This window comes from Cereibacter sediminicola (genome assembly GCF_007668225.1).
Taxonomy (GTDB): domain Bacteria; phylum Pseudomonadota; class Alphaproteobacteria; order Rhodobacterales; family Rhodobacteraceae; genus Cereibacter_A; species Cereibacter_A azotoformans.
On the sequence record NZ_VDEK01000032.1, the window covers coordinates 16,966 to 42,042 of the forward strand.

The 25,077-nt window shown below is 70.1% G+C and carries 22 protein-coding genes and 2 pseudogenes; 11 read left to right on the forward strand and 13 right to left on the reverse strand.

Features of this window, described 5'->3' with window-relative positions:
- Nucleotides 1–108: 108 nt before the first annotated feature.
- The gene (locus FG154_RS16720; RefSeq protein WP_145110357.1) at nt 109–1,629 is read left to right on the forward strand and encodes a glycosyl transferase family protein; all 1,521 of its coding nucleotides are present in this window, start codon (nt 109–111) and stop codon (nt 1,627–1,629) included.
- Nucleotides 1,630–1,749: 120 nt separating this feature from the next.
- Here the strand turns inward: FG154_RS16720 and FG154_RS16725 are convergent, their stop codons facing one another.
- The 3 genes from FG154_RS16725 to FG154_RS16735 all read right to left on the reverse strand — a co-directional run bounded on the left by FG154_RS16725 (nt 1,750) and on the right by FG154_RS16735 (nt 7,210).
- Entirely contained in the window at nt 1,750–4,560 is a 2,811-nt protein-coding gene (locus FG154_RS16725) for a bifunctional diguanylate cyclase/phosphodiesterase (RefSeq protein ID WP_145110360.1), read from the reverse strand.
- 80 nt (nt 4,561–4,640) lie between these two features.
- The gene (locus FG154_RS16730; RefSeq protein WP_246100366.1) at nt 4,641–5,279 is read right to left on the reverse strand and encodes a biliverdin-producing heme oxygenase; all 639 of its coding nucleotides are present in this window, start codon (nt 5,277–5,279) and stop codon (nt 4,641–4,643) included.
- Nucleotides 5,280–5,539: 260 nt separating this feature from the next.
- Nucleotides 5,540–7,210 (reverse strand): methyl-accepting chemotaxis protein, encoded by a 1,671-nt coding sequence (locus tag FG154_RS16735; RefSeq protein ID WP_145110366.1) that lies wholly within the window; start codon nt 7,208–7,210, stop codon nt 5,540–5,542.
- A gap of 682 nt (nt 7,211–7,892) precedes the next feature.
- Here FG154_RS16735 and rnk point away from each other — a divergent pair.
- Nucleotides 7,893–8,333, forward strand: coding sequence for a nucleoside diphosphate kinase regulator (rnk, locus tag FG154_RS16740; RefSeq protein WP_011911143.1), 441 nt, complete (start codon nt 7,893–7,895; stop codon nt 8,331–8,333).
- A 227-nt stretch (nt 8,334–8,560) separates the two neighbouring features.
- The gene (locus FG154_RS16745) at nt 8,561–9,496 is read left to right on the forward strand and encodes a mechanosensitive ion channel family protein (protein ID WP_145110369.1); all 936 of its coding nucleotides are present in this window, start codon (nt 8,561–8,563) and stop codon (nt 9,494–9,496) included.
- 161 nt (nt 9,497–9,657) lie between these two features.
- Here FG154_RS16745 and torA read toward each other — a convergent pair whose 3' ends face one another.
- The 3 genes from torA to FG154_RS16760 form a co-directional block, all read right to left on the reverse strand.
- A complete protein-coding gene (gene torA / locus FG154_RS16750) occupies nt 9,658–12,141 on the reverse strand; it encodes a trimethylamine-N-oxide reductase TorA (protein ID WP_145110372.1) in 2,484 nt (827 codons plus the stop codon).
- 64 nt (nt 12,142–12,205) lie between these two features.
- Complete coding sequence (locus tag FG154_RS16755; protein ID WP_246100368.1) at nt 12,206–13,807, reverse strand: c-type cytochrome; 1,602 nt, start codon at nt 13,805–13,807, stop codon at nt 12,206–12,208.
- Nucleotides 13,808–14,118: 311 nt separating this feature from the next.
- Entirely contained in the window at nt 14,119–14,868 is a 750-nt protein-coding gene (locus tag FG154_RS16760; RefSeq protein WP_145110378.1) for a sulfite exporter TauE/SafE family protein, read from the reverse strand.
- Nucleotides 14,869–14,960: 92 nt separating this feature from the next.
- On the opposite strand from FG154_RS16760, the gene FG154_RS16765 reads away from it, so the two are divergent.
- From FG154_RS16765 to FG154_RS16775, 4 genes and pseudogenes are all read left to right on the forward strand, one after another.
- On the forward strand, nt 14,961–15,656 hold the full coding sequence (locus FG154_RS16765; protein WP_145110381.1) for a FadR/GntR family transcriptional regulator: 696 nt from the start codon (nt 14,961–14,963) through the stop codon (nt 15,654–15,656).
- A 111-nt stretch (nt 15,657–15,767) separates the two neighbouring features.
- A pseudogene (locus tag FG154_RS21520) lies at nt 15,768–15,908 on the forward strand (hypothetical protein); the annotation flags it as partial.
- Between the two features lie 34 nt (nt 15,909–15,942).
- Complete coding sequence (locus FG154_RS21525) at nt 15,943–16,299, forward strand: hypothetical protein (protein WP_246100372.1); 357 nt, start codon at nt 15,943–15,945, stop codon at nt 16,297–16,299.
- 200 nt (nt 16,300–16,499) lie between these two features.
- The gene (locus FG154_RS16775) at nt 16,500–18,434 is read left to right on the forward strand and encodes a TonB-dependent receptor plug domain-containing protein (RefSeq protein WP_145110383.1); all 1,935 of its coding nucleotides are present in this window, start codon (nt 16,500–16,502) and stop codon (nt 18,432–18,434) included.
- Between the two features lie 193 nt (nt 18,435–18,627).
- Here the strand turns inward: FG154_RS16775 and FG154_RS16780 are convergent, their stop codons facing one another.
- From FG154_RS16780 to FG154_RS16795, 4 genes are read right to left on the reverse strand one after another with little or no spacing between them, the layout of a single operon-like run.
- Complete coding sequence (locus tag FG154_RS16780) at nt 18,628–19,386, reverse strand: iron ABC transporter ATP-binding protein (protein ID WP_101342028.1); 759 nt, start codon at nt 19,384–19,386, stop codon at nt 18,628–18,630.
- A complete protein-coding gene (locus FG154_RS16785; RefSeq protein ID WP_145110385.1) occupies nt 19,383–20,327 on the reverse strand; it encodes an iron chelate uptake ABC transporter family permease subunit in 945 nt (314 codons plus the stop codon). The genes FG154_RS16780 and FG154_RS16785 overlap by 4 nt, the downstream gene beginning before the upstream one ends.
- On the reverse strand, nt 20,320–21,267 hold the full coding sequence (locus FG154_RS16790; RefSeq protein ID WP_101342026.1) for an iron chelate uptake ABC transporter family permease subunit: 948 nt from the start codon (nt 21,265–21,267) through the stop codon (nt 20,320–20,322). The genes FG154_RS16785 and FG154_RS16790 overlap by 8 nt, the downstream gene beginning before the upstream one ends.
- Nucleotides 21,264–22,145, reverse strand: coding sequence for a siderophore ABC transporter substrate-binding protein (locus FG154_RS16795; RefSeq protein ID WP_145110387.1), 882 nt, complete (start codon nt 22,143–22,145; stop codon nt 21,264–21,266). Before FG154_RS16795 ends, FG154_RS16790 begins: the two co-directional genes overlap by 4 nt.
- Nucleotides 22,146–22,267: 122 nt before the next feature.
- Between FG154_RS16795 and FG154_RS16800 the strand changes: the two genes are divergently transcribed.
- Entirely contained in the window at nt 22,268–22,606 is a 339-nt protein-coding gene (locus FG154_RS16800; protein WP_145110389.1) for a DUF2218 domain-containing protein, read from the forward strand.
- Between the two features lie 113 nt (nt 22,607–22,719).
- Here the strand turns inward: FG154_RS16800 and FG154_RS21530 are convergent, their stop codons facing one another.
- Nucleotides 22,720–23,034, reverse strand: a complete 315-nt coding sequence (locus FG154_RS21530) for a cyclic nucleotide-binding domain-containing protein (RefSeq protein ID WP_246100370.1) — start codon at nt 23,032–23,034, stop codon at nt 22,720–22,722.
- Between the two features lie 284 nt (nt 23,035–23,318).
- Between FG154_RS21530 and FG154_RS16810 the strand changes: the two genes are divergently transcribed.
- On the forward strand, nt 23,319–23,555 hold the full coding sequence (locus tag FG154_RS16810; RefSeq protein ID WP_011911130.1) for a hypothetical protein: 237 nt from the start codon (nt 23,319–23,321) through the stop codon (nt 23,553–23,555).
- Between the two features lie 178 nt (nt 23,556–23,733).
- On the opposite strand, the gene FG154_RS16815 is transcribed toward FG154_RS16810, so the two are convergent.
- Together FG154_RS16815 and FG154_RS21105 are read right to left on the reverse strand one after the other, a co-directional pair.
- A complete protein-coding gene (locus tag FG154_RS16815; RefSeq protein ID WP_044249857.1) occupies nt 23,734–23,943 on the reverse strand; it encodes a hypothetical protein in 210 nt (69 codons plus the stop codon).
- Between the two features lie 99 nt (nt 23,944–24,042).
- Nucleotides 24,043–24,186 carry a hypothetical protein gene (locus FG154_RS21105; RefSeq protein ID WP_181969666.1) on the reverse strand — a complete coding sequence of 48 codons (144 nt, stop codon included), beginning with the start codon at nt 24,184–24,186 and terminating at the stop codon, nt 24,043–24,045.
- Between the two features lie 281 nt (nt 24,187–24,467).
- Here FG154_RS21105 and FG154_RS16820 point away from each other — a divergent pair, with 281 nt between their 5' ends.
- Both FG154_RS16820 and FG154_RS16825 read left to right on the forward strand, forming a co-directional pair.
- The gene (locus FG154_RS16820) at nt 24,468–24,743 is read left to right on the forward strand and encodes a hypothetical protein (RefSeq protein WP_101342024.1); all 276 of its coding nucleotides are present in this window, start codon (nt 24,468–24,470) and stop codon (nt 24,741–24,743) included.
- Nucleotides 24,744–24,839: 96 nt separating this feature from the next.
- Nucleotides 24,840–25,077 (forward strand): annotated as a pseudogene (locus FG154_RS16825) (hypothetical protein); the annotation flags it as partial.

The following is a 25,077-nucleotide window of genomic DNA, read 5'->3' on the forward strand; positions in this document are numbered from 1 at the left end:
AGTCCTCGACCTGAGTTGTCGGACGCCCACATCCTGCATGGCGTTGCGCTCTCCCATAATTCCTGACAAGAATTGTCATTAATGTGTGGGCCGGTCAGGGCAATGCCGATGTTCGAGAACGATTCCAAATTCAGCTTTGCGGAACCCGACGGGTGCGGAGCGTCGAATGGCCGGCCGGAGCCGCTTCTGCCCGTGGCCCCGCTGGCGCGGCTGCGGCTTCTGGTGGCGCTCGATGCGCTTCTGGCCACAGGCAGCGTCTCGGGGGCGGCCAAGGCGCTGGGGATCTCGCCTCCGGCCGCGAGCCGGATGCTGGCGCAGCTGCGACGCCTCTTCGACGACGAGTTGCTGGTCCGGTCCGGCCGCGGAATGGTGCCGACGGCCCTCGCGGGCCGGCTGCGGTTGCGGGTGCGGGGGCTGGCCGCCGAGGCGGACGCGCTGATGCGGGGCGAGCCGGCCCCGGCGGATCCGCCCCCGCCCCATCCGCCGCTGGCCCTCGAGAGGGGGGCGCGGCTGGACGGGCAGCCGGACGAGTGCGGTCGTCTGCGTCGCCTGTTCGAGATCGGCCCCGCCCATCCGCCGCAACACCGGCTGGCGCGTCACGTGGCGATGGTCGGGGCGGGCCGCAGCCGCGCGCGCCCGCTGGATCTGGCCGAAGCCGAGGATGCCTTCGCGATCCTGCTGGATGGCGAGGCCGATCCGGTGCAGGTCGGGGCCCTTCTGGTGGCGCTGCAATATCGCGGCATCACACCGGACGAACTGGCGGGCCTCGTCCGTGCGGCGCGGCGGCACCTGCGGCCCCTGACGGACGCGGGGCCCGTGGATCTGGACTGGCCTGCCTATCTGTCGCCGCGCAACCGGCGCACGCCCTGGTTCCTGCCCGCGGCGCGCCTGCTGGGAGAGGCGGGGCACCGCGTCCTGCTGCATGGCTTCGGACCGCAACTGTCGCCGCTCGATCCGGTGCTGGAGGCGCTCGGCATTCCGGTCGCCGGTTCGGTCGCGGAGGCGGAGGCGCGCCTCTCGGGTCCGGGATGCGTGTTCCTGCCCCTGCCGGCGATCCTGCCGCAGCTTCAGGCCCTGGTGAACCTCTACCGCGTGCTCCAGATGCGCTCGCCGGTCAACCTGTCCCTGCAGTTGCTGAATCCGCTGGCGGCGCCCGCGACGGTGATGGGGCTTCCGGGGGCGTCGCTCGCCACGCTGCACCGCGAGGCGGCGGGACTTCTGGGCTGGAACCGGCTGCTCTGCATCGACAGCCATCGCGACGTGGCGCAGGCCACGCCGCACCGCCTGATGGGCCTGGCCCTGAGCGAGCGGGCGGAGATGTCATGGCTCTCGGCCCCCGCCCGCCTTGCCGAACGGTGCGCCTCGCCGCCTCCGGGCCTCACCAGCGCGGAACATTGCAGGGCGGTCTGGAACGGGCAGTCCCGCGATCCTGCGGCGATCGCCGCGATCGTCGATACGGCCGCCCTGGGCCTGCTTGCCACAGGAGCCGCGCCCTACGATCTGGCCGAGGCGCGGCGGCTGGCCCGGGACCTCTGGGACCGGCGCACGATCGCAGGACCGCGGGCCGACACCGGCGCCGCGCGCGCGGTTCCGGGCCGACACCCGCGCGTCTGTCGCGGAACCGCCTGACCGGCCCGTGTCGTCACGGATCAGGCGGCGGGGATCCGAAGCGAGGCAGGCCCGGCCGGGCAGGTGTCACCGAAGCCGCCTTCCGCAGCCGCGCGGGGCGCGCGCATGGCGGCCGCGCGGTCACGTCCGATCCGGCGGGCGCGGCCGGCCCGGACGCGAGGCCGAGATCAGGTCGAGGGCGGCCGGAATGGAGAGAGGGCGGGCGAGATGGAAGCCCTGGGCAAAATCGGCCCCCGTGGCGCGAATGAAGTCGATCTGTGCGGGCGTCTCGACCCCCTCCTGCACCACCTTCAGATCCACCGCGTGGATGAGGCTGTTGACCGCCGCGAAGAACCTGTCGTCCTGCGGCTCGGCGCTGGAATTCTTCAGGAAGGCGCGGTCCAGTTTCACGATATCCGCGGGCAGGCGGCGCAAGCAGGCCAGCGACGAGAAGCCCGTGCCGAAGTCGTCGATGGCGACCTGAACCCCCAGCGCCCGGATCGCGCCCAGAGCCTCGGAGACGGCCTCGTCGCTCAGGCAGGTCTCGGTGATCTCGAGGCAGAGCGCGTGGGACGGCAGGTCCGGCATCTGCCCCAGCATGTCCGTCAGACGCGCGGCAAACCCCGGCTTCGCCAGCTGCAGGGGCGAGACGTTCACATTGATCTTCAGATCCAGCTCCGGGCCGGCCGACCGGAACGCCTGCACCTGCCGGAGGGCGTTGCGCAGCGCCCAGTCGCCCAGCACATGGATGTGGCCCAGCTTTTCGGCCATCGGGATGAAGACGCCGGGCTGAAGGGAGCCGTAGTGCGGATGCTCCCAGCGCAGCAGGGCCTCGAAGCCCACCAGCCGCTCCGTCCCGGGGGCCAGGGCGAAGATCGGCTGGTAGGCCAGATGGAACTGGCCGTTCTCGAGCGCATTGCGCAGGTCGTTGTCAAGCTCGACAAGCTGCGTCGTCTCTTCGTAGAGCGAGGGACGGAACAGCTCGCCCCGGTTGCCGCCGTTCTTCTTGGCCGCATACATCGCGATGTCGGCCGCCCGCACCAGATCGAGCTCGCCGATGCTGTCGGACATCGCGATGCCGATGCTGGCCGAGATGTGGCACTTGCGGCCGGTGACCTCGAAGGGCCGCTCGAGCACTTGCCGCAACCGCTCGGCCAGTCCCATCACCGCGGCCCTGTCCAGCCCGTGGCACAGAACCACGAACTCGTCGCCGCCCAGCCGGACCACCAGATCCTCGGGACGCACGCTCGCCACGAGGCTGTGCGCCACTTCGATCAGCAGCCCGTCGCCCACGCCGTGGCCCATGGAGTCGTTCACCGCCTTGAACCGGTCGAGGTCGATGAAGAGCAGGGCCACATCCGGCCCGCCGGCCAGCGTGGCGTTGGCCAGACATTCCTGAAGGAAGCTGCGGTTCGCAAGGCCCGTCAGCGGATCGTAGTGGCGCAGGCGCGCGAGCGCCGCCCGGGTGCGCTGCGCCATCTCGGCGGTGATGGCCTCGCCCAGGTCATGGGCGCAGGCCAGTTCGATCGAGGTCCAGGGAAGCGAGCGGCCGGTGACCGTCTCCTTCCAGGCGTCGAACGAGGCGCGCGGGCTCATCCGCCGGGTTTGCGGGTTCCAGGTCCCATGTTCGGCCGGATTGCCGCCCCAGGTGATGGTCTGCACATGCTCGGGGCGGAACCAGGCGATCAGGTCTCCGTCGCCCGAGGGCAGGGGGAGCAGGAGGAGGCCGCTTCCCGCCGCGGCCAGTTCCGGCAGTTCGGGATGGCGAAGGGTGACATCGTCGATGGCCAGGATCTCTGGCGGCCGGGTGGGGCCCAGGATCTCCAGGGCCCTGCGCACCGCGTCGGCGGGCGGTATCCGCCCGAAATGCAGTTCCTGCCCTTCCAGTCGGACGACGGCCCCGCTGGCCCCGACCAGTTCGAGCAGCAGCGGATCGGCCGCGGTGATCGCCGCGGCCAGCGTGTCCCCGATCGACAGCCGATCGACCAGCGTCGAGAGCGTCGCCTGCCGGGCCAGCTTCTCGGCGGCATTCTCGACCTCGCCCAGCCGGCTCAGCAGCAGCGAGACCACCTGACCGATCATGCCCGCCGCCGCCCGACGCTCGGGGCCGGCGGTCCGGGGGGTCATGTTGTGGCAGACCAGCATCCCCCACAGCCTGTCGCCATCGGCCAGTCCGATGGTCAGGCTGGCGGCCGTGTGCATGTTCCGCATGTATTCGAGGTGGATCGGCGAGACGCTGCGCAGGGCGCTGTGCGTCAGGTCGAGAGCGTCGATCCCGGGATGGCCCAGCAGCGGCACCGGCTTGTAGTGCGAATCCGCGATCGAGCCCACCCTCTGGCGCAGGTAGAGGGCCCGCGCGATCTGCGGAATGTCCGAGGCCGGGTAGCGCAGGCCGAGGTAGGGCTCGAGATCCGGCCTGAGGTCCTCGGCGATGACCTCGCCATGGCCGTCCGGGCCGAAGCGATAGGCCATCACCCGGTCATAGCCCGTCACCTGCCGCAGCCCATGCACCGCAAGCTCGCACAGCTCGACCTGCGTCACGGCGGCCGAGAAGGTCTCGATCACCGATTGGGTGAGCCCCGGCGGCAGCCGGTCGTCTTCGTCGCGCACCGCCTCGAGGTCGAGGCACATGTAGTCGCCCGACTGGAAGGCATGGAGATGCAGCAGCCGCCCGTCCGCCCGGCGCAGCGATCCGATCGACTCCAGTGTCTCGGAGCCGCGACGGCGCGCCTCGCGCAGAAGTACCTCGTTGACGTGCCCGATCACGTCGCAGATGGGACGGCCCAGGGCCGCGGCCGCCGGCAGGCCGAGGATCTCGGCCAGGTTGGCGCTGGCGTGGGCGACGAGGCCGCTGTCGGCCTGCGCCGTGACCAGCGCGCCGTGCGGCTGGATCGCGCCGGGCGTTGCGATGGGTTCCGTCTCGCAGATCGAAGGGTCGCAGGCGGCCGTCATGAGGATGTGTCCTTGCACTCGCGGGGATCGGGGACCATCGCGTCCCGGCAGGCGAGGGGCCTTCTGACGGCGCGGGGCGGTCACGCCCGCCGCTCCGCCATGAAGGGAGTGAACCATTCCAGCAGCGCCATGAAGGTCGCCGCGGCTCCGGCCAGCACATCCGCCCTTTCGTCCGGATGTTCGTCGCCGAACCGGTCGAGCGCGGCCTTGAAGCTCCGCCAGTGCCCCGCCTCGGGATGGGACGGGCCGCCGAAGAAGGCGGTGGCCGGCCCGATCGCGTCGCCGATCCGCGCCTGAAGATGGCGCAGGATGACCTTCCCACCAAGCGCCGAACCTTCGAGCACATAGCGCGCGCCGAGCGCCTGGGCAAAGTTTGCAAGCGAGGGACAGACCGCGGCAGGGGCGCGCCCGAGACGCCGCGCGTCGATGCCGAGGTCGTCGAGATCCCGGATCAGGCGCCGCGAATGGCCGGGGTCCGGGTCGAACGGCCCCAGTTCCCTCCAGCCGTCGAAGGCGGCCATGCGGTTCTCGAGCGGTTCGTAAAGCGCAAGATAATGTCCGAGCCAGGCCATGTAGTCGGCCCGGTCCGCGATGCTGTCGGGCAGGCCGAGGAGCGTCTCAGTCCGCTCGTGAAGCCCGGCCGTCGTCTGCCGGAGGTCTTGGGCAAGGGGCAGGGGCGGCTGCCATCCGGGTTCCGGGTCCGGGTCAGGCGGAAACATCACGGGCGCGCCGGCCGCTTCCCCCTTGCCACGCTTCCTGCGAAGGGGAGGCGTCCGGTCCTGAGGGTGCGTCGTGGGCGACATGTTCATGAGAATCTCTCGGTGACCAATGCGCATACCACTCCGGAAAGTCCTGGTCGCGTGCGCATTGGTATGGTCGCTGACTTTTGTCGGTCTGCCGAGCCGCGGCCCCGACGGCGCCCGAAGGCTGGCGCGGAAGGCCCCCGCCGGACCGGCGCCGGTCCGGCGGGGGCCGGCGCTCAGCCGAGGTTGCTCCCGATGGCCAGGGCCCCGATCCGCCTGCGTGCGCCGCGCCGCTCCCGCGGGTCCTGGCCGAAAGGGGCGCCGCTTTCGCCGGTCGCCGGATCCGGCCCCGTGTCCGGTGCGGTGTCCGGCGCGGCGGGGTGCTCCGCCGGCTCTGGTGCCGCGGGGGCGCTTCCGTCAGCGTCCTCCAGTCGGAAGTAGGAAACGGCCTCGTCCAGCAGCTTCGCCTGATCGAGCAGGTGCTCGGCCTCTTCCGCCAGATCCTTGGCCGCCGCGAAGTTCTGCCGCGTCGTCTCGTCGAGACGGCCGATCGCTCCGGCGACCTGCTGCGCGCCGGCGGAGATCTCGTGCGAGGCGTCCGAGATCTCGCTGACATAGCTCGAGGTCTGCTGGATCCGGGGCACCAGATGGGAAATCACGCCATTGGCGCGCCCTGCCAGATCGGCCGTGCTCTGCGACAGATCGGACACTTCGACCGCCGCGGTGCGGCTGTTTTCCGCCAGCTTGCGCACTTCGGAGGCGACGACCGAGAAGCCGCGCCCGTGTTCGCCGGCGCGTGCCGCCTCGACCGCGGCGTTCAGCGCCAGCAGATCGGTGCGGCGCGCGATCTCCTGAAGCACCAGAATCCGCTCGGCGATGCGCTGCATCGCGTCGGCGGCCTCGACGACGGCGCGGCCGCCTTCGGCCGCCTCGCCGGCCGCGCTGGCCGCCAGTTGCTCGGTCTGCTGCGCATTGTCAGCCGTCTGCTGGATGCTCGCGGCCATTTCCTCGACCGAGGCCGAGGCCAGGGCGGTGGACTCCGCCTGTTCGTTCGCCCGCTGGCTGAGCCGCTGGGCGCTGCGGGCGATGCGCTCCCCGCCTTCGGACAGCAGCCGCGAGGCTGCGGCCACTGCGGTCACGATCTCGCGCAGCCGGACGACCATCGCATCGTTGGCGGCGAGCAGGTGACTGATCTCGTCGCGCCCGGACACGGCCGTGGTCGAGGTCAGGTCTCCGGCCGCCACCCGCTGCGAGACGACCAGCGCCCGGTTCAGGCCCCGGCCTATGGTCCACATCAGATGCGCGGCGACGAGGACCCCGATCAGCAGGGCCGCCGCGACCAGGGCCGCCAGCGCGACGAGCGTCGAGTGGGTACTGCCCACGGCTTCGTCCGTCGCCTCTTCCATGAGGGCGGCGTAGCCGTCACGGAAGTCGGCGAGGACGATCCGGGCGTCGAACAGCGCGATCTGGGACTCGCGCGTGAGATACGCCAGGGCCGCGTCGCGGCCCTCGGCCTGCAGGAGCCGCATCACCTCGTCGGCCACCTCGTTGGCCCCGGCCCCGAGGTCGCGGAAGAGGTCCAGCTTTTCCAGCCCGTCCGCGTCGATGGTGGCTTCAAGCCCGGCCACGATATCGGCCTGTTCCCGGCGCAGGTCGGAGAGCTCGGCGGCGTAGCCCTCACGCTCTTCCGGATCCCCCGCCAGCACATAGTTGTGCAGCGCGATGTCGAACTCGAGCTGCGCCGCGATCAGGCGGTCGCCTGCGCGCACATAGCCGAAGTCGCGATGGATGAGCGTGTCGAGAGTGCCGGTGGTGCGCCAGAGGCCCAGCCCGGCCAGACCGACCGACAGCCCGGAAAGGCAGAAGAACAGCAGGAAGCTCGCCGTCAGGCGCAGCTTGATTGTCATTCAAATTCTCCGTGGGAATCAGAAGTCTTCAAGACCAGATCGGATCTTGTGCCGCCAACAGGTGAACAGGATCCTGCGCGGTTGGAAAAGCTTTTATTCCGCCTTTCGGGGTGGGTGTGGCAATACGCTCCGGCCGCGCGCACCGCCGGGCAGGCGCGGGGTGGCTGCAACAGGACCGTGCCAGAAAGGCCACAGTGCGGGGCTATTCGCGGGATTCGCCAGGCGCTCTTGTTTTGACGGCCGCAGGGGCCTACCTTCACCGCATGTTGACGCTCCTTCATATGGCCGGATTCCGGGTCTTCTGCGGTTCGCCGCTCACGCACGCTCTGCCCCGGGCAGAGGCGGTCACCCGCTGACGCCTCTTCCCGGGGCGCTGTCGTTTTCCCAGATCCGGATCTGCCAGGCGGACATCGTCCGCAAGGAGCCATCATGCCATCCCCTTCCGAAGTCCCGCCGCCTCCGGGCGCGGGGTGCGTCCCGCATGGGTCCGGCGCCGCGCCGGGCCGGGATGCTCCGGCCGCGCTGATCGGCTGACGCTGGCTGCCCAAAAGGGGCCTGCCGAAGGGCGGGCCTCGCGGGCGCATGGCGGGTGTCCGGGGGTCTCCCGGGCGCCTGCCGTGGCCAGCCAGCCGCCGGGTCCGCCCAATTCCCCCTTTTCCAGTCCCTTTTACGGAGGTTCCTCATGTCCCCCACTCCGCGCCGTTCGCAGCCGGCCATCGACGTCACCTTGATCGAGCGCCTGGACACGCTTGCCGGCGCCGCCATCGCGCGGCTGCCCGATGTGGCCTATCCGCTGATCAACAAGCTGACATCCGCCCGACTGCTGGCCCCCGCCCGCCTGCCGTCCGATGTCGTCACCATCGGCAGCGAGGTGCTGTATCATGACGATCAGGGCGCGCGTGACCGGCGCGTGACGCTGTCCTGGCCCGAAGATGCCGACATCAGCCGCAGATCCGTGTCGATCCTGACCCCGGTGGGCGTGGCCCTGCTGGGTCTGTCGGCGGGCGATCGGTTCCAGTGGCAGACCCGTGCCGGAGAGCGGCGCAGCCTCACCGTGCTGCAGGTCGGGTCGGAGCCCCGGCCCGTTGCGGCCCCGGCCGCGCCGCGCCCCGAGCTGTCCTGACGGCCGGGGAGGGAGGCTGCCATGTCGCATCGGATGATACCCACCCGTTGTGCCGAATGCGGCGCGGCCATTCCCCGGGCCGCCGCCGGACGCTGTCCCTCCTGCCGGGTCGGGTTCGCCCCGGCGGGGGTCGGCTCAAGGCCACCCTCTCAGGGGGGGCCGATGGCCCACATCGGCCGCCCTGCCGGGAACGGCGCAGCCGCACCCCGTCCGCCCGGGAGGCGGCCGTGATCAGGCTGCGCCCCTTGATCGCGCCCGCGCTTCTGCTGCTCGGCATCGCCGGCATGACCTTCGCGCAAGCCGAGGTGAGCCGGCGCTTCGACATGGCGCCGCTTGGCCGGAACGGGCAGAACGCGCTGCAGATGGCGGCCTATCTGGGCGTCGCCTGGCTTCTCAGCCGGATCCTGGGTCAGTTGCTGGCCCGGCTGAGGCCGCACAGCCGACCGCTGCCGAAGCTGCTCGGCGATCTCGTCTCGGCCCTTCTGTTCCTGACGGCGATCGTCTCGGGGGTGCTGCTCATCCTGGGCCACGGCGCCGGCAGCGCGCTGGCGGGGTCGGGGGTCATGCTGGCCCTGTTCGGCTTCGCGATCCGCAACGTGGTGGCCGATACGCTCTCGGGAATCGCCCTGGGGCTGGAGGCGCCGTTCCGCATCGGGGACTGGGTTGATATCGAGGGGCTGGGCAAGGGCCGGGTGGTCGAGATCGGCTGGCGCACCACGCGGCTTCTGACGCGCGACTCGACCTATGTGATCCTGCCCAACAGCCAGGTCTCGCGTCAGCGCATCGTCAACTACAGCGCGCCCCGGTCCGAATTCCGGGCGCAGATGGAGATCAAGCTGGGACATGCCACTCCGGCGGCCGAAGGGGCGGAGCTTTTGCACAAGGCCCTGCGCGACGCGCCGCTGATCCGCCAGTCGCCCGCGCCCGACGTGCGCATCCAGGCCATCGAGCCCGATGGGGTGCGGTATGCGCTGCGCTACTGGCTTGGTCGGTTCGATCACGAATGGGATTGCCGCGATGCGATCTGGCGTGAGGTGGATTCGGCGCTGCGCCGGGCCGGGATCTCGCTGCCGCAGCCCCCGGTCGCCATGCTCTACGCCCGTGAGGGAGGCGCGGTGCCAGGGGCGGGGATGCCGGCCAGCGTCCCCGTCGCCATGCGCTGACGCCCGGCGCTCTCGCAGATGGGCGCCGCAGGAGGGGCGCGGAGGCATGGTCCTCCGGGAAGGGCCCCGCGCGTGGCCAGGATCTCCGGCTCAGGCAATGCCGGGGCCGGTCCTGCCGCTTTGCCGAAGCCTTTGCGGCGCCGCGCCTGCCCGGGCCGGGATCACGCCCCCGGCTCGAGGAAAACCCGGACCTCGGGGGGCGTCCCCTCGTAGCGCTCGACCTCGCAGACGGCGGTCTGGCCGCAGTTGCCCTGCGACAGCCGCGAGGTGGCGATGCCGGTGGTCAGCACGTTGACATCGCCATAGCGGCACAGGCTGCCCGGCGTGCGGGGGTCGGCCGGGTCATACCAGCCGCCTTCGTCGATGCGCACCACGCCGGGGCGGATCTCGTCGGTGATGCGGATGCCGACAAGGATCTGGCCCCGGTCGTTGAAGGCGCGGGCCAGATCCCCGTCCTTCAGCCCGCGCGCCGCCGCGTCGGCCGGGTTCATCCAGCAGGGCTCACGCCCGGCGATGGCGTAGTCTTCGCGCAGGATGGTGCCGCAGAGCTGCGAATGAAGCCGCTTCACCGGATGGTTGGCCGCCACGCCCAGCGGATAGTTCGCGGTGGGGCCGTCCAGCCGCTCGATGGGTTCCATCCAGGTCGGATGCGGCGGGCAATCGTCATAACCCATCGCCTGAACCGCGCGCGAGAAGATCTCGAACTTGCCGCTGGGCGTGCCGAGCGCGTTCAGCAGCGGATCGGCGCGGAAGGTGGCATGACGGACGAACTGGCGCTGCTCCTCGGGCAGGGGGAAGGCCAGCGGCTGGTTGCTGTTCCAGAACACGTCGAACACCGGCATTTCCATGCCCTTGGCGCGCGCCTCGATCATCGCCGCCTCGTAGAAGCTGCGGATCCAGTCCATCTCGGTCTGGCCCTCGGTATAGGCGTAGCCGAAGCCCAGCTTGTCCGCGACCGCGGTGAAGATGTCATAGTCGGACCGCGCCTCGTGCAGCGGCTCGATCAGCTTGCGCATCGCGACGATGTGGCTGAGGGCGTAGTCGCCCACCTGCTCGATGTCGTTGCGTTCGTAGGAGGTGGTGGCGGGCAGCACGATGTCGGCGTGGCGGGCCGTCGCCGTCCACTGGAAGTCCTGCACGATGAAGGTCTCGAGCGCCTGCCACGCCCGCACCATCTCGTTGCGGTCCTGATGGTGCGAGAAGGGGTTGCCACCCGCCCACCAGGCCAGTTTCAGCGTCGGCAGCGTGATCTTCGTGCCGTTGTAGTCCATCGTCGCGCCGGGGTTCAGCAGCGTCTCGACCAGCCGAGAGACCGGGATCACGACCGTTCCGCCCGCCGAAAGCCACGCCGCGCCGCCGCCGGCCGACTGGCCGGGCGTGTCGGTGATGCTGGGCAGGATCGGCGACAGATGCGTGGGCGCGCCGCCGTTGGCATAGTGATAGCTGAGCCCGTAGCCGCCCCCCGGCAGGCCGATCTGGCCCAGCATGCAGGCCAGCGTGACCAGCATCCAGGTCGATTGCTCGCCATGGTGTTGGCGCTGGGTGGAATAGCCGAGCGCGAGCATGGTGCGGTTGGCGGCAAAACGGCGTGCCAGATCGCGGATGGTCTCGGCCGGGATGCCGCACAGGTTCGCGGCCCAGTCGGCCGTCTTGGGCGTGCCGTCGCTCGCGCCCAGCAGGTAGGGCAGGAAGCGGTCGAAGCCCACGGTGTATTTCGCGAGGAACTCCGCGTCATGCAGGTTTTCGCTGTAGAGCGTGTGGGCGATGCCCAGCATCATCGCGGTGTCGGTCTGCGGCCGGGGCGCGATCCACTCGGCATCCAGATATTGCGCGGTCTCGGTGCGGATCGGGTCGATGCAGATCGCCTTGGTGCCCTTCTGTTTCAGCCCGTCGATCCCGAGGAAGGCGCCGTGGTCGGCCACCTGCCAGCAGATCTCCGAGTTGCGCAGCGGGTTGGCGCCCCAGAACACCATGAGTTCGGTGTTCTCGACGACGTTCGGCCAGGCCGTGCATTGCTCGTAAACCTCGATCGAGCCGGTCACATAGGGCAGGATCACCTGGGCCGCCCCGGTGGAATAGTCGCCCATCGAGCTGGTGAATCCGCCGTTCAGCTTCAGGAGCCGCCGCAGCAGGGTCTGGCAGTTGTGCATCCTTCCCGGGCTCTTCCACCCGTAGGAGCCGCCGAAGATCGCCTCGGGGCCGTAGCTGTCGCGCACCCGCACCAGTTCGCGCGCGAGAAGCTCGGTCACGTCGTCCCAGCTCACCCGGACGAAATCATCGGTGCCGCGGCCGGCGGGGTCCGCGCCCGGCCCCTGTTCCAGCCAGGCCCTCCGCACCATCGGATACTTGATCCGCGTGGGCGAATAGATCGAATCCAGCACCCCCTTCAGTTGCGGCGAGGGCCAGGGATCCCCCTCCCACGGCCGGATCGCGGTGGCGCGCCCGTTCTCGACGGTCGCGCGGAACATGCCCCAGTGGCAGCCGGTCAGGATCTCGGTCCCGGCCGACTGCGCGAAGGCTGCGCCGCGCGGAAGGGCGGCATCCGCCATGCCGAGGGCCGCCACGGTCGCGCTCTGGCGCAGGAAGCCCCGGCGCGAGAGGCCGCGTTTGCGATCGTCGCCCGGTCTGCCGCACGAATTGCTCATCTGAGGGTGTCTCCTCTGTCGTCGAATGTCGGATGTTGTCCTGCGGAGGCGGCGGCGAGGCGCCTCACTCCGCCTCGGCCAGTGGCCCGACATCCCTGGAATGGTTCTGCAGATAGGCCAGCAGCAGACGATACTGCTCGTCGTTCAGCGAGGTGAAACGCTTCATCGCGTTCAGGTTGCCGATCCACTGGTTCGCGAGGTAGCGGTCGGTGTGCGGCAGGCTGTGGCAGGTGGCGCAACTGCTGTTGAACAGATCGCCCGCATAGCCCCAGAGCGCCGGCAGATCGGCATGAAGCCCCTGCCCATCCACCCAGGCGGTCAGGCTGGCCCGCGCCCAGGGCTGCCCGGTGCCCGGATCTTCCTCCGGCGCCTTGCGGCTGACCGCGGCCATGGCCGCATCGCCCAGCACCGCCAGCAGGATGCGCTGGCCGCGTTCGGCATAGACCACCTGCTCGGCCCCCACGGCCTGCCAGCCGTCGAGGCGGACCTGCATCCGGTCGCCCTCGCGCGCCAGCACCTCGAGGCGCGCCCCGCCAAGGAGCTTGCCATCCTCGGCGCCCTCCGTGCCCACACCGGTCGGATCGAGGAACAGCGGCTTTGTCGTCACCACATGCACGTCCGCGGCCTCGGCCAGCACCGCCACAGGGGATGTCGGCAGCACCGGCGCCTGGCCCGCGGGCCGCTCCAGCATCACCACCGTCGGGGTCCGGTTCGGCTCGGGGCGGCCGGGGCCGGGCGCGTCCACGGCGGGCACGGACTTGAGATACATCGCCATGGCGAGGCGATCCTCGCGCGAGAGCTGAGCGGTGTTCAGGATCACCTCTTCCATGTCGCCGCCGGCCTTCTTGCCGATCGGGCTGATCCCGGTCTCGAGATAGTTGGCGATGGCATTGACCGACCAGAAGCCGATCCCGGTCTCATCCGGCGAGATGTTGGGGAAATGGCCGTGGCCGTCGGGGGTGGGCCCGCCGCCATAGCGGCTGTCCGCGATCACGTTGCCCATGAAGCTGCGCGGCGAGTGGCACTCGGCGCAATGGCCCGCGCCTTCGACGAGATAGCGCCCCCGCGCCAGCAGGGCCTGATGCGGGTCGGCGCTGTCCTCGTCGGCCGAGGGCAGGGGCTGGCCGTCCAGGAACGCCAGCCGCCACAGGCCGATCCCGCGGCGGATGTTGTAGGGGAATGTCAGCTCGTGCTCGGGCACCTGTCCCGCCACCGGCTCGAGCGACATGATATAGGCATACATGTCGCGCACGTCGTTGGCGTCCAGCCGCTGGTACGAGGTGTAAGGGAAGGACGGATAGAGGTTCTGCCCGTCCGGCAGTATCCCGTCGGGACCCACCCCCTCGCGCACCGCGCGGGTGAACTGGGCCAGGGTCCAGTTGCCGATCCCGTCCACCGGATCGGGCGAGATGTTGGGCATGTGGAACCGGCCAAAGTCGGTGTCCAGCACGCGGCCGCCGCCCAGCCTCGTCTGGTCGGGCTGGCCCGGCGTGGCGTGGCAGGTGGCGCAGTCGCTGGCAAGGAAGATCGTCCGGCCGTTCTCGAGATCGGCCGGGCCCGCGTCGGCCTGATCGCGCGTCGGATGGATCATCGACCAGGTGGCGGGTGAGGTCACGACCAGAAACCCCGCAACGCCCGCCAGCAGCACCATCGCAACGCGGCGCAAGCCGCGTCGCCGCGGTCTGGAAGCCTGTTCAAGCACGGCAGTCCCCTTTCGTAGGCCGTTCGCAGGAGGATCGCGTGATCCCGGAAGGATCGACCACTCGATACGAACCAACGTCAGCATGAATGACCGAAGACGGGACGTCCGCCGTCGGATCACAGTCGCTTGCCACGATAGCAGGGCAAGCCGCCCTCGCCTTGATGTGGGTCATGGCCCACCCCTCCGGCGCGCAGGCCCCGTTTCGGCCGGACCCTGCGATCCGGCCGCTGCAGGACAGGCACGGCCCGTTCGCCTGAGCGACTCCGGGCACGGTGTCACTGCAGGAAGAAGGCGAGCGACATGGTCGCACCGACCAGGGTGATGAAGACCCGGATCGCCTTCACATTGTGGATGCGCCGCGAGAGCGCCGCGCCGATATATCCGCCGACCGCCGAGGCCGCCCCCAGCACGAGCGCCTGTTTCCAGACGATCAGGCCGGCTGCGACATACACCGCCACGGACACCGCCGAGAGAACGGAGGAGACCAGATTTTTCAACCCGTTCATCTCCTTGAGGTCGGTCAGGCCGATCAGGCCGAAGGCCGCCAGCAGCAGGATCCCGACGCCGCCATTGAAATAGCCGCCATAGGTCGTGACGGCCAGCAGGACAGCCGCCGACTGGGGCAGACCGGGCGCGCCCCGTCCGGCACGGGCGACCTGCCGCGTGATCGCAGGCCCGAAGGCAAAGGCCGCGGTGGCGAAGGCCAGCAGCCACGGAACGATGCCTGAGAACACCGCGTTCGGCGTCACCAGCAGCAGGGCCGCCCCGAGGATGCCGCCCGCGGCCGACACCAGCAGGACCAGGCGCACCGGAAGGCCGCGCCCCTGCCGGATGTCGGCCCGGAAGGCCCAGGCGCTTCCGAGATAGCCGGGCAGGGCCGCAAGGGTGGCGGTCGCATTGGCCATGATCGGCGGCACGCCGGTCCAGACCAGAGCCGGGAAGGACAGGAAGGTCCCCCCTCCGGCCACGGCGTTCAGCGCGCCCGCGGCAAGGCCCGCGAGGATCAGGACAAGATAGACGGTCATGGCAAGCTCCGGCCGGTGAATCACCGCTCTGCTCTTGCCCGCCGCCGGAATGGTCTGCAAATTGGTCCGCGAAGTCCCGGAGGGATGATCCCGTGCCAAGAACGAGTCCGGCCACTGCCCTGGAACGGTTGCGCCGTCTTGTCGACGCGGAAGCCCCCTCCCTCGGCGATCGTCTTCCCACCGAACGCGCGCTTGCGGGTCTGCTGGGCTGCAGCCGCCAGACCGTCCGCGCGGCGCTGCTCGAGCTGGAGCGGAAGGGCGAGATCTGGCGGCAGGTCGGCAAGGGCACCTTCCGCGGACCCGCCCCGCTTGGCCACCCCGTCAAGGAAACGATCCTGCTGAGTGCGACCGCCCCGGATCAGCTCATGCAGGCCCGGCTGATGATCGAGCCGCCCATTGCGGCCGAAGCGGCCCGACGCGCCTCGGCGCGCGACATGGCCTATCTTCAGGGCCTCGTGGCCCGGGGCCGGGGCGCTTCCGATCGCGGGCAGGCCGAGACGGCGGATGCCGCCTTCCATCGCGGCGTGGCCGAGGTGGCGGGAAATCCCCTGCTCCTGGGGTTTCTCGACTACCTGGCCAGCGCCCGGCGCCGCGCCGCCTGGCAACGGGAATGGGACCGGACCTACCGCAGGATCGGCGTCGGGGAATTCACCGGCCTGCACAGCGATCAGCATGCCGATGTCGTCGCGGCGATTGCCCGGGCCGACGCGCCGGCCGCCGAAGGCGCAATGCGCAGGCATCTCACAACCATCCTGGGCGCGATGCAGCGACCGGACGGGAACGGATGATGCCCCCTGTGGGGTCGTTCGGCCAGATGCCGCCGAGGAACCGCAGACCGGGGCGGCGAATCCAAGAGCGTCAGCGAGGCGCTGCGCTACACGGCCGGCGTCACCTCGGACGTGTTCGGCGACGACAACGAGTACGACTGGCTGCGCATCCGCGGCTTTCAGGCCGACCAGACCGGCGTCTTCCTCGACAATGCCCGGAACCTCTCGTTCGCCTTCGGCTCGTTCTACATCGACCCCTACACGCTGGAACGGATCGAGGTGCTGCGGGGCCCGTCCTCGGCGCTCTATGGCGGCTCGAACCCCGGCGGGATTCGTCAACTACGTCTCGAAGCGGCCGGGCGGCGACATCGGCGAGCTGACGTTCGGCCTCAACGACGCCACGAGCGCCTGGCTGGAGCTGGACTGGGGGCGCGATCTCGACGCGGGTCTTTCGTTCCGCCTGACCGGCCGGATCGAGGGCGGCGACAGGTACGACGACCTGAACGAGGGCTTCCGCGGCACCCTGGCGCCTTCCTACCGCTTCACCACCGCGGACGGGACCGAGGTGACGCTGCTGGCCAACGTGACTGGCTGCCAGACCGCCTATGTCTGCTCTTACGGCGCGGGCCGCGAGGTGGTTCTGGAAGTGACCAAGCGGTTCTGAGCCTCGCGCGGCGCCCCGGCCGAGGGGAGTGCATGGGCATCCCGCGTCCGGGCCCGCGATCATATCGAGAACTCGGGCGGCGCGCCCCCGCGCCGTCCGAACATGCGATTGCATCCGGCGCAGGCCTCCAGTAGCGTCACCGGAGCCAGGTTCCTCGTCCCAGCCCGCACCCCCTGCATCCGCTGAGAACCTGGAGTCCCATGTCCCCCCTGTCTTCCCGAATGATCCGGCTTCTGGCCGGCAGTGCCGCTGTCGTCGGACCGAGCACCGCGGCCCTCGCGCAGGATCTGGCCTTTTCGCTCGATCCGATCGTCGTGCAGTCCCGCGACGAGTTCGCCGAGGCCGCCGACCGTGCCACCTCGATGTATGTCGCCGATGCCGAGCTTGAGCGGGCCCGGACGGGCGACCTGAAGGATGTCTTCGCGGGCATCGCCTCGGTGTCGGTGGGCGGCGCGCTGCCGCTGACGCAGAAGATCTTCGTCAACGGCGTGGACATGCTGAACCTCGGCGTGAGCATCGACGGGGCGGCCCAGAACAACCGCGCCTTCCACCATGTCTCGGCCAACGCCATCGATCCGGGGCTGCTCAAGCAGGTGCGGGTGGATGCCACGATCTCGCCGGCCGACGCGGGCCCCTACGCGCTGGCGGGCTCGGTCGTGTTCGAGACGGTCGATGCGGCCGACATCCTGGCCGAGGGCCAGAGCTTCGGCGGCAACCTGCGCCTGAGCTATGGCGACAACGGGCAGACCGCGCAGGGCGCACTGACGCTGGCCGGGCGCGAAGGCGGCTTCGAGTGGCTGGCCTACGGCAAGCGCGCCACGGGCGAGGATTACGAGGATGGCGACGGCGAAACCCGGCTCGGCACGGCGGCGAACCTCACGAGCGTTCTGGGCAAGCTGGCCTACGAGGCCCCCGAGGGGCACCGGGTCGAGCTGTCCGCCCTGCGCCTGCGCGATGACGAGCTGCGCCAGTTCCGGGCGAATTTCGGCGGCCTGAACGGGGTGGAGGATTCGCTCCGCCGCTATGACACGACGCGGGAAAGCTGGTCGCTGTCCTACGAGAACACGCAGGCCGGGGGCCTGTGGGATCCGAGCGTCCGGCTGGGCTATTCGGAGAGCGACATCGTCATCCCCGAGCCCTACGACAGCAACGGCCTGTCGGGCACCTGGTCGGCCACGCTGCAGAACGACTTTCACCTGAACGCGACCGACCGGATCTCGGCCGGCATCGACTGGCAGCGCCGGTTCGGGGAATATTCGAGCCCCACCTACGGCGAGTTCCTTGAGGAAACGTCGCGCAACATCGGCCTCTTCGCGCAGGCCCGGCTCGAGCCCACAGAGCGGTGGCGCCTGTCCTTTGGCGGGCGCTTCGACCGTCAGGAGTTCGAGGGCGTCGATGGCAGCGACGAGCGCCATTCGGGCGGCTCGGGCAACCTGTCGGCCAGCTATGCGCTGACCGAGAGCCTGACGCTGCGCGGTGGCCTGTCCTCGATCTTTGGCGGCGTCGATATCGAGGACAACTACATCTTCAATCCGGGCTGGAGCTATGCGGACCTGCGGCCCTCGCGGGCGCAGAACGCCAGCCTCGGCTTCGACTGGGATGGCGGCGCGCTGAAGCTGGGGGGCGAGCTGTTCCTGACCGAGATCGACCGGGCCCGCAGCGCCTCGGAGAATTTCGACTTCGAGAGCCGCGGCTTCAACCTTGGCGCCACCTACGGTTGGGAGGGCGGGTTCGCGCGCTTCACCCTGTCGCACAGCGACGTGAAGGTGGATGGCGAGAAGGCCGCGGGCTACGAGGCGCTCGACTTCGGCGCGCCTCTGGGCACCGTGGCCGCGTTCGAAGTCCAGCAGGATACGACGCTGGCGGGCCTGCGCCTCGGCGGCGGGCTCGACCTTGCGCTGGATCACGACATGCCCGAAGCGGCCGATTTCGATCTCGAGGGCTATTCGGTGGTCAATGTCTTTGCCGAATATGTGCCGCCGCAGGCGCAGAACCTGACGCTTCGACTGCAGGTGGACAACCTGTTCGACACGACCTTCGCCGACCGTGCGACCTATGGCGCGGAATATGGCACCGTCACCTCGCTGAAGGAGCCGGGCCGGACCATCACCCTCAGCGCGGTGACGCGGTTCTGAGCGGGGCGGGGCGCCCTCGGGTGCCCGCCCTGGCCGGGGGAGGTCGGGGGTCGTGCAAGGTCTGGCCGGAGTGCCGGGCCTTGAGCCCCGTGCACGGCCCGGCCGTCCGGCCGGGCCCTGGGTTTCGTGACCGGCCCGGCCGTCCGGCCGGGCCTTGGGTTTCGGTTGATCGGCCCGGCCGGAGGGCCCGGCCTCAGGCGTGATGCAGGACCAGCGGGCGGCCCGCATGTTCCCCCACGGCGATGTCGATGCCGTAGAGATCGCGCAGCACCGCCGGCGTCAGCACCTCGGCGGGCGTGCCCTCGGCCAGGATCCGCCCGTCGCGCAAGGCCACGATGTGATCGGCCCAGGCGGCGGCGTAGTTCACCTCATGGACCACGAGGACCGCGCTCTTGCCGCCGTCCCGCACCGCCGCCCGCAACCGCTCGAGCAGGGCCCGCGCGTGGGCCATGTCGAGATTGTTCAGCGGTTCGTCGAGCAGCAGCCAGTCGGTGCCCTGCGCGAAGGCCATCGCCACGAAGGCGCGCTGGCGCTGCCCGCCCGACAACTCGTCCAGAAAGCGGCCCGCCAGCGATGCGAGGTCGAAGGCGGCCAAAGCCTCCTCCACGGCGGCGGCATCGGCGGGCGAGGGGCGGCCGCGGTGGTGCGGCCAGCGCCCGAAGCCCACCAGCTCGCGCACCCGGAGCCGGCTGGACACGCTCGTCTCCTGCCCGAGCACAGCCATGCGCAGCGCAAGCTCGTGCGAGGGGGTGTGCGACACGTCCATCCCCTCGACGCGGATGCGGCCCGCCGACAGCGGCAGAAGACGCGCCACGAGGTTCAGGAGCGTGGACTTGCCCGCGCCGTTCGGCCCGATCAGGGCGGTCAGCCGGCCCCTGGGCAGCCGCGTCGTCACGCGGTCCAGGATGCGCGCCGGTCCCATGTGGTGCGAGACATCCTCGATCTCGATCATTTCACCCGTCCCCGCATCAGAAGCCACAGAAAGAACAGCCCGCCCGCGAACTCGACCACGATGCTGAGCGTGGCGCCCATCCCCAGGACCCGCTCGAAGAGTGTCTGCCCGCCCACGAGCAGCACGATCGCCACCAGCGCCGCGGCGGGCAGAAGCGCGCGGTGGCGGGCGCTTGTCGTGAGGGAATGGGCGAGGGCGGCCACGATCAGCCCGAAGAAGCCCACGGGCCCGACGAGCGCGGTCGAGACCGCGACCAGCACCGCGACCAGCGTCAGCACCCCAAGCGAAAGCCGGTCGTAGGCCAGTCCCAGCGGCACCGCCGTCCGCCGCCCCAGCGCCAGCACATCGAGCCGGGGCGCCAGCGCCAGCGCCGTGCCGGCCGCCGCAAGGCAGAGGCCCGCGCCCAGCGGCAGCAGCCCGGCCTCGACCCGCGAGAAGGAGGCAAAGCTCTCGGCCTGCACCACCGAATAGGCGTTCGGATCGAGGATCCGGGCAAGGAAGGACGAGAGCGACCGGAACAGGATGCCGAAGATCACTCCCGTCAGGATCATCCGCATCATGTCCTGAGCCCCGCGCCGCAGCAGCGTGCCGAAGAGCAGAAGGCCCGTGGCCACCAGCACCGCCACCTCGACCGCGAAGGACAGGCTGGAAGGAAGCTGCGCATGGGCCGTGATGCCGAGGCTGGCCACGAGCGTGGTCTGCATCAGCACATAGAGGGCGTCGAACCCCATGATCGAGGGCGTGAGGATGCGGTTGCCGCTGACGGTCTGGAACAGGACCGTCGCCACGGCGATCGCCGTTCCCACCACGACCAGCCCCGCCAGCTTGACCGAACGCAGGCCCAGGACGAACCGCCAGTTCGTCCCGCCCAGCCCCCAGAGCAGGTAGGTGGCGCAGACGATCAGGGCCAGCGCGGCCAGCCAGAAAAGCGCCCTATCCACGGACGGGCCTCCACAGAAGCCAGAGAAAGAGCAGCGAGCCGAGGACACCGAGCACCGTGCCGGCGGGCACCTCGTAGGGATGCCGCACGAGCCGCCCGACCAGATCGCAGGCCAGCACCAGCGCGCCGCCGGCGGCCGCCACGACGGGCAATGAGGCGCGCAGGTCGTCGCCCATCACCCGCGAGACGAGGTTCGGCACCACCAGCCCCACGAAGGGCACCATCCCCACCGTCACGACCACCATCGCCGTCACCAGCGACACGACGCCCAGCCCCAGCCGCATCACCGCGGCGGCGTTCAGCCCGAGGCCGGTGGCCGTCCTCTCGCCGAGGCCCAGAATGGCGAACCGATCCGCCGCGAACCACGCGAGCGCCGCCGCCGCCCCCGCGATCCACAAAAGCTCGTAGCGCCCCGCGATCACGCCCGAAAACTCGCCCGACATCAGCCAGATGCCGATCAGCTGCATCATGTCGGCCTTCCAGGCGATGAAGCTGGCCACCGATTGCAGCACGCCGGCCAGCACCAGCCCCACGATCGGGACAAGCAGCACCTCGCGCGGTGGAAGGCGCCGGATCAGCGCAAGAAAGAGGCCCGCGCCCGCAAGGGCCGCGCCGCTGGCCGCGGCCATCTTGATCCAGACCGGGGCCCCCGGCGCCAGAAGCGTGACGGCCAGCAGGCCGAGCGCCGCGCCCTCGGCGGTTCCGGTGGTGCCGGGCTCGACAAATCGGTTGCGCGCGACCTGCTGCATCACCACCCCCGCCACGGCCAGCGCCGCGCCCGACAGCACCACGGCGGCCGTCCGCGGCACCCGCGACACGGCCAGCAGCAGCCCCGCCTGCGGATCGGCCAGAAGCGCCGCGGGACCCAGCCCCGCGGCCCCGACCACGAGGCTGGCCAGCATCAGCGCCACCAGCGCCAGAAGCATCAGGCGCAGGATCATCGGGCGAGGGCTGTGACGAGATCCTCGAGCGTGCCCATGAGCGAGCGGTAGCCGCCGCCCGCGACATAGACTTCGGCCGGATCGAGATAGACCACCTGACCGGATGTCCAGGCGGTCGTGTCCCGCACCAGCGGATTGTCGAGCACGGCCCGCGCCGAGGCGCCTTCGGCGCCGATGGCCGCGCCCCGGTCGATGACGAAGAGCCAGTCCGGGTTTGTCCGCGCGATGAACTCGAACGACACGGCGTCGCCATGGGTCGCCGCCTCCAGCTCGGGCACCGCTTCGGCCATGCCGGTCGCCTCGTGCAGCCAGCCAAAGCGCGATCCGCGCCCGAACGCCGACATCTTCGGGCCGTTGGTCAGCAGGATCAGAAGGCTCCCCTTGCCCTCGGCCGCGGCGGCAAGCTCGTCGAGCTTCGCCCCCAGCGCGGCGTCGAGCCGCTCGGCCTCGGCTTCCCGCCCGAACAGGGTGCCGTAGGCCGCAAGCCGCTGCCGCGCATCGCCGATGAGGTCCGGCCCGATGGTCATGTCGAGCGTGGGCGCCACCTGCGACAGGGCCTTCACCTGCGGCGACGAGCGGCCCCCCGCGATCACAAGATCGGGCGCCAGCGCGGACAGCGCCTCGAGATCCGGCTCGAAGATCGTGCCGACGGGCGCCGCATCCAGATCGGCCAGCCCCGGCACAAAGGTCTGCACCGGCGCGCCATCCACGCGAACGCCAAGGGCTGTCAGCGTGTCGAGCGCGGCGATGTCGAAGACCGCGACCCTCTCGGGCACCTGTCCGACGGTGACCGGCCCGAGGGCGGTTTCGACGGTCGCGGCGCTTGCGGGTGCCGCCAGAAGAAGCCCGGCCAGCAGGCCGGACGCAAGACGGATCATGGCGATCTCCTCTCGATGCTCCGGCGTGTGGCTTGAACTGGCTCCACGCATCGGGACGACACCTAAGGCCTTGCGCGCCTCCGGTCCAGCCCATATCCAGAGAAAAACAGTCGGAGATAGAGATGCTGACCACGACCGCCCGATACGCCACGCCCCACGCGGCGAAATATCTGCGGCAGCTGGGCAGTCACTTCGCCCACAAGGTCGAGGTGCAGCTCGAGGATCACCGCGCGACCTGCACCTTCCTGACCGGCACCGCGGCGCTGGTGGCGGACGAGGGGGCCCTGACGGTCCGCATCGAGGCGCCGGACCCCAAGGGGCTGATCCAGACGCGCTTCGTGATCGACTCGCATCTTGTGACCTTCGCCTTCCGCGAGGCCTTCACGGGCCTCGACTGGAGCGCGGCCGACGGGGACGCCGCGCCCGACGGCTCACATCCGGCCGGCCTGCGGAGCGGCTGACAGCACCGCCACGGCGCCCCGTTCCTCGGATGGCCTCAGGCAGGTCGTGATGGTCATGCAGTTCACCACCGTTGCCACGACCCTGCCCACGAGGGCCAGAAGAACCACCGCGCCTAGCACGCCCCGACGCCCAGATGTTCAACCAGCATGGCCTCGTCGCGCAAGGCCGCCCACGGCACCGCCGCCGCCGGACGCGGCACGCGGTTGAAGTCCCTGAGGAGATCCTGGATCGAGACTTCGGAGGCTTCGATCCTCGTCACCGGCATGACGTCGGACGTGCGGAACAGCAGCGACCGAAGCCCGAGGAAATGACGCGGGATCTGGACATCGGCGATCTGCCGGCGCCCGTCCGGGAGCAGCTTGCAGGACGATGCCCAGCCGGAGGCGAGGACATGGGGCGAGCGCCGCTCCTGCCCCTGATGGATCATGCCTGCCCCGGCGGATAGACGCGACGGCGTTGATGCATGGCCTCGAGAACCGTCAACTCTTCCTCGGAAAGCACGCGGCAAAGGCGTCGAGCTTGCGGCCGAGAGGGCGGTTCGCGATCGGCATGGCATCCCCGGCCGTCGAAGAGCGGCTGACGTCGAACCTGTCCATCACAGCGAACCGGCATGACGCTGCTCTGGATCAGTGCCCGCCCCGCGATTGCTGCGATACTCGACGGCATCGGCAGCCAAGCATCCGATCACCACACCTGTCGTAAAGGTCCACCATGCAAGCGCCTCCCCCGGACACTGCAGGAGTCGCGGCCCTCGCGATCTGCGAGGCCCTGCTCCTCTCGCTGTTCGACAGGAAGATCCTGCCAGAGGCCGAGATCGTGGGCCTCCTCGAGGATGCGGCGGCGGCCCATGCGGGGCATCCCGAGGACGGTGATGCCGAGTTGCACAGGGAGGCGGCCCGGCTGATCGCCGGGATCAGCGTCGGGCAGAACACGCTGCGACGGCGATGAAGGGCTCGGGTGCGGCACGTCCGGACGGGGCCTGCGACGGGAGAGGGAATTCCTCGGTGCCTGATGATGCGGCGATATTCGGGCAGTTCGTTTCGTGACGGCGGGCCGGCTCTTTCGCAGGGAAGAGCCGGTTCTCATTATCCGTGGTCGAACCGGGCGGCTCCCCAGGGAACGGCGGTCATTTCCGGCCGGATTTCCGCACCGGCTTGGGCGCCGCGGGCAAGGCCGCGAGCGTCGCGTCGCGTTCGAGCCGGGCGGCCCGTTGGCGCGCGACCTGCGCATTCCGCGCATCTGTTTCGGCGGCGACAATTGCCTTGGAGGCAGCGTCGGCGCGCTGTGCGGCATGACCAGGGCCGGCGCGAACGGGGTCGGGCTTGGAGGATCGCATGGCTGTTCCTTGTTCTGTCATCGAGGTCCGTGGTCTCGCTCACATTCCCGCCGCCGCCGGGACGCGGGCGGATGCACCCGCCATCCCGCGTCGTGCCGTTCAGGGCTTCTTCAGGGTCCCCGAGCCCGACGACGGCGCCAAGGCCGTGTGGGTGCGCGTCACCGTAACGACGGCGGGCGCCTTCTTCGGCTGTTTCGGCTTTTTCGTCTGCCGGTTTCCGCGGATGTTCATGCCTTTGGCCATGGGGCTCTCCGGTTGAAGGGGTTCCGGCAGGCACGCGCCGGTCGAGGCTGCAGGAGGGAAGCCGCAGGGATTTTCGGGAAGAAGCGGGCTTCAAGAGGCGCCTCCAGTCCCGGCCCTGGTCCGAAAGGCGGCGCGGTGCAGGACCCGTGCCCTGGCTCGATATGGGAACGACAGATCCCGAACACAAGGGCCGCCGAGATCCGGCCCTTCAGGACGGCGCGCCATGCGACGCAAGACGGCCCGCATCAGCGCTGCACGGTTGCTTGCAAAGGAGAGTTGCCATGAAACGGCGCACCTTCCACTGGAATGTTTCCTTCCAGGCCGCGTTCCGCCTGGGTGGCAACCTGTTCCCACCGGGGACGTACGAGATCTGGGCCGAGGTCGATGCCAGCCATCAACCGAAGGAAGTTTGCTGGCGGGAGATCCAGTTCTACATCACGATCGAGCACTGGAACCGGCGCGAGAGGCGTCCAATCGATCTCCGCGCCCTGGATGGTGCCCTGCGCCGGGATCGTGCCGCGGTCGCGAATGCAAATGTCGTCCCGTCGGACCTGTGAATACCGGCACCGCGCGGACGACCGCTCCGGACGCTCGTCGGGCATGAAGCGCCTCAGCGGGTCGCGAGCGGACCCCGAGACAGGAGGAGGACCATCATGGCCGACCGCATCGTCCGATCCACCGCGGTGTTCCTGCGGCCGTTCCGCCTGCCCGGCTTTGATGGTGAGCTTCCGGCCGGCCGCTATCAGCTGGATACCGAGATCCGGGCCCCGGCGGGCATGACGGATCCGGCGGCATGGCGGGCATCGGTGGTGGTCCATCTTCATCCCGCCGCGAACATGCCCAACCTCGCCCGGGCCCTGACCGTGCGGCTGGCGGACATCGACGCGGCGG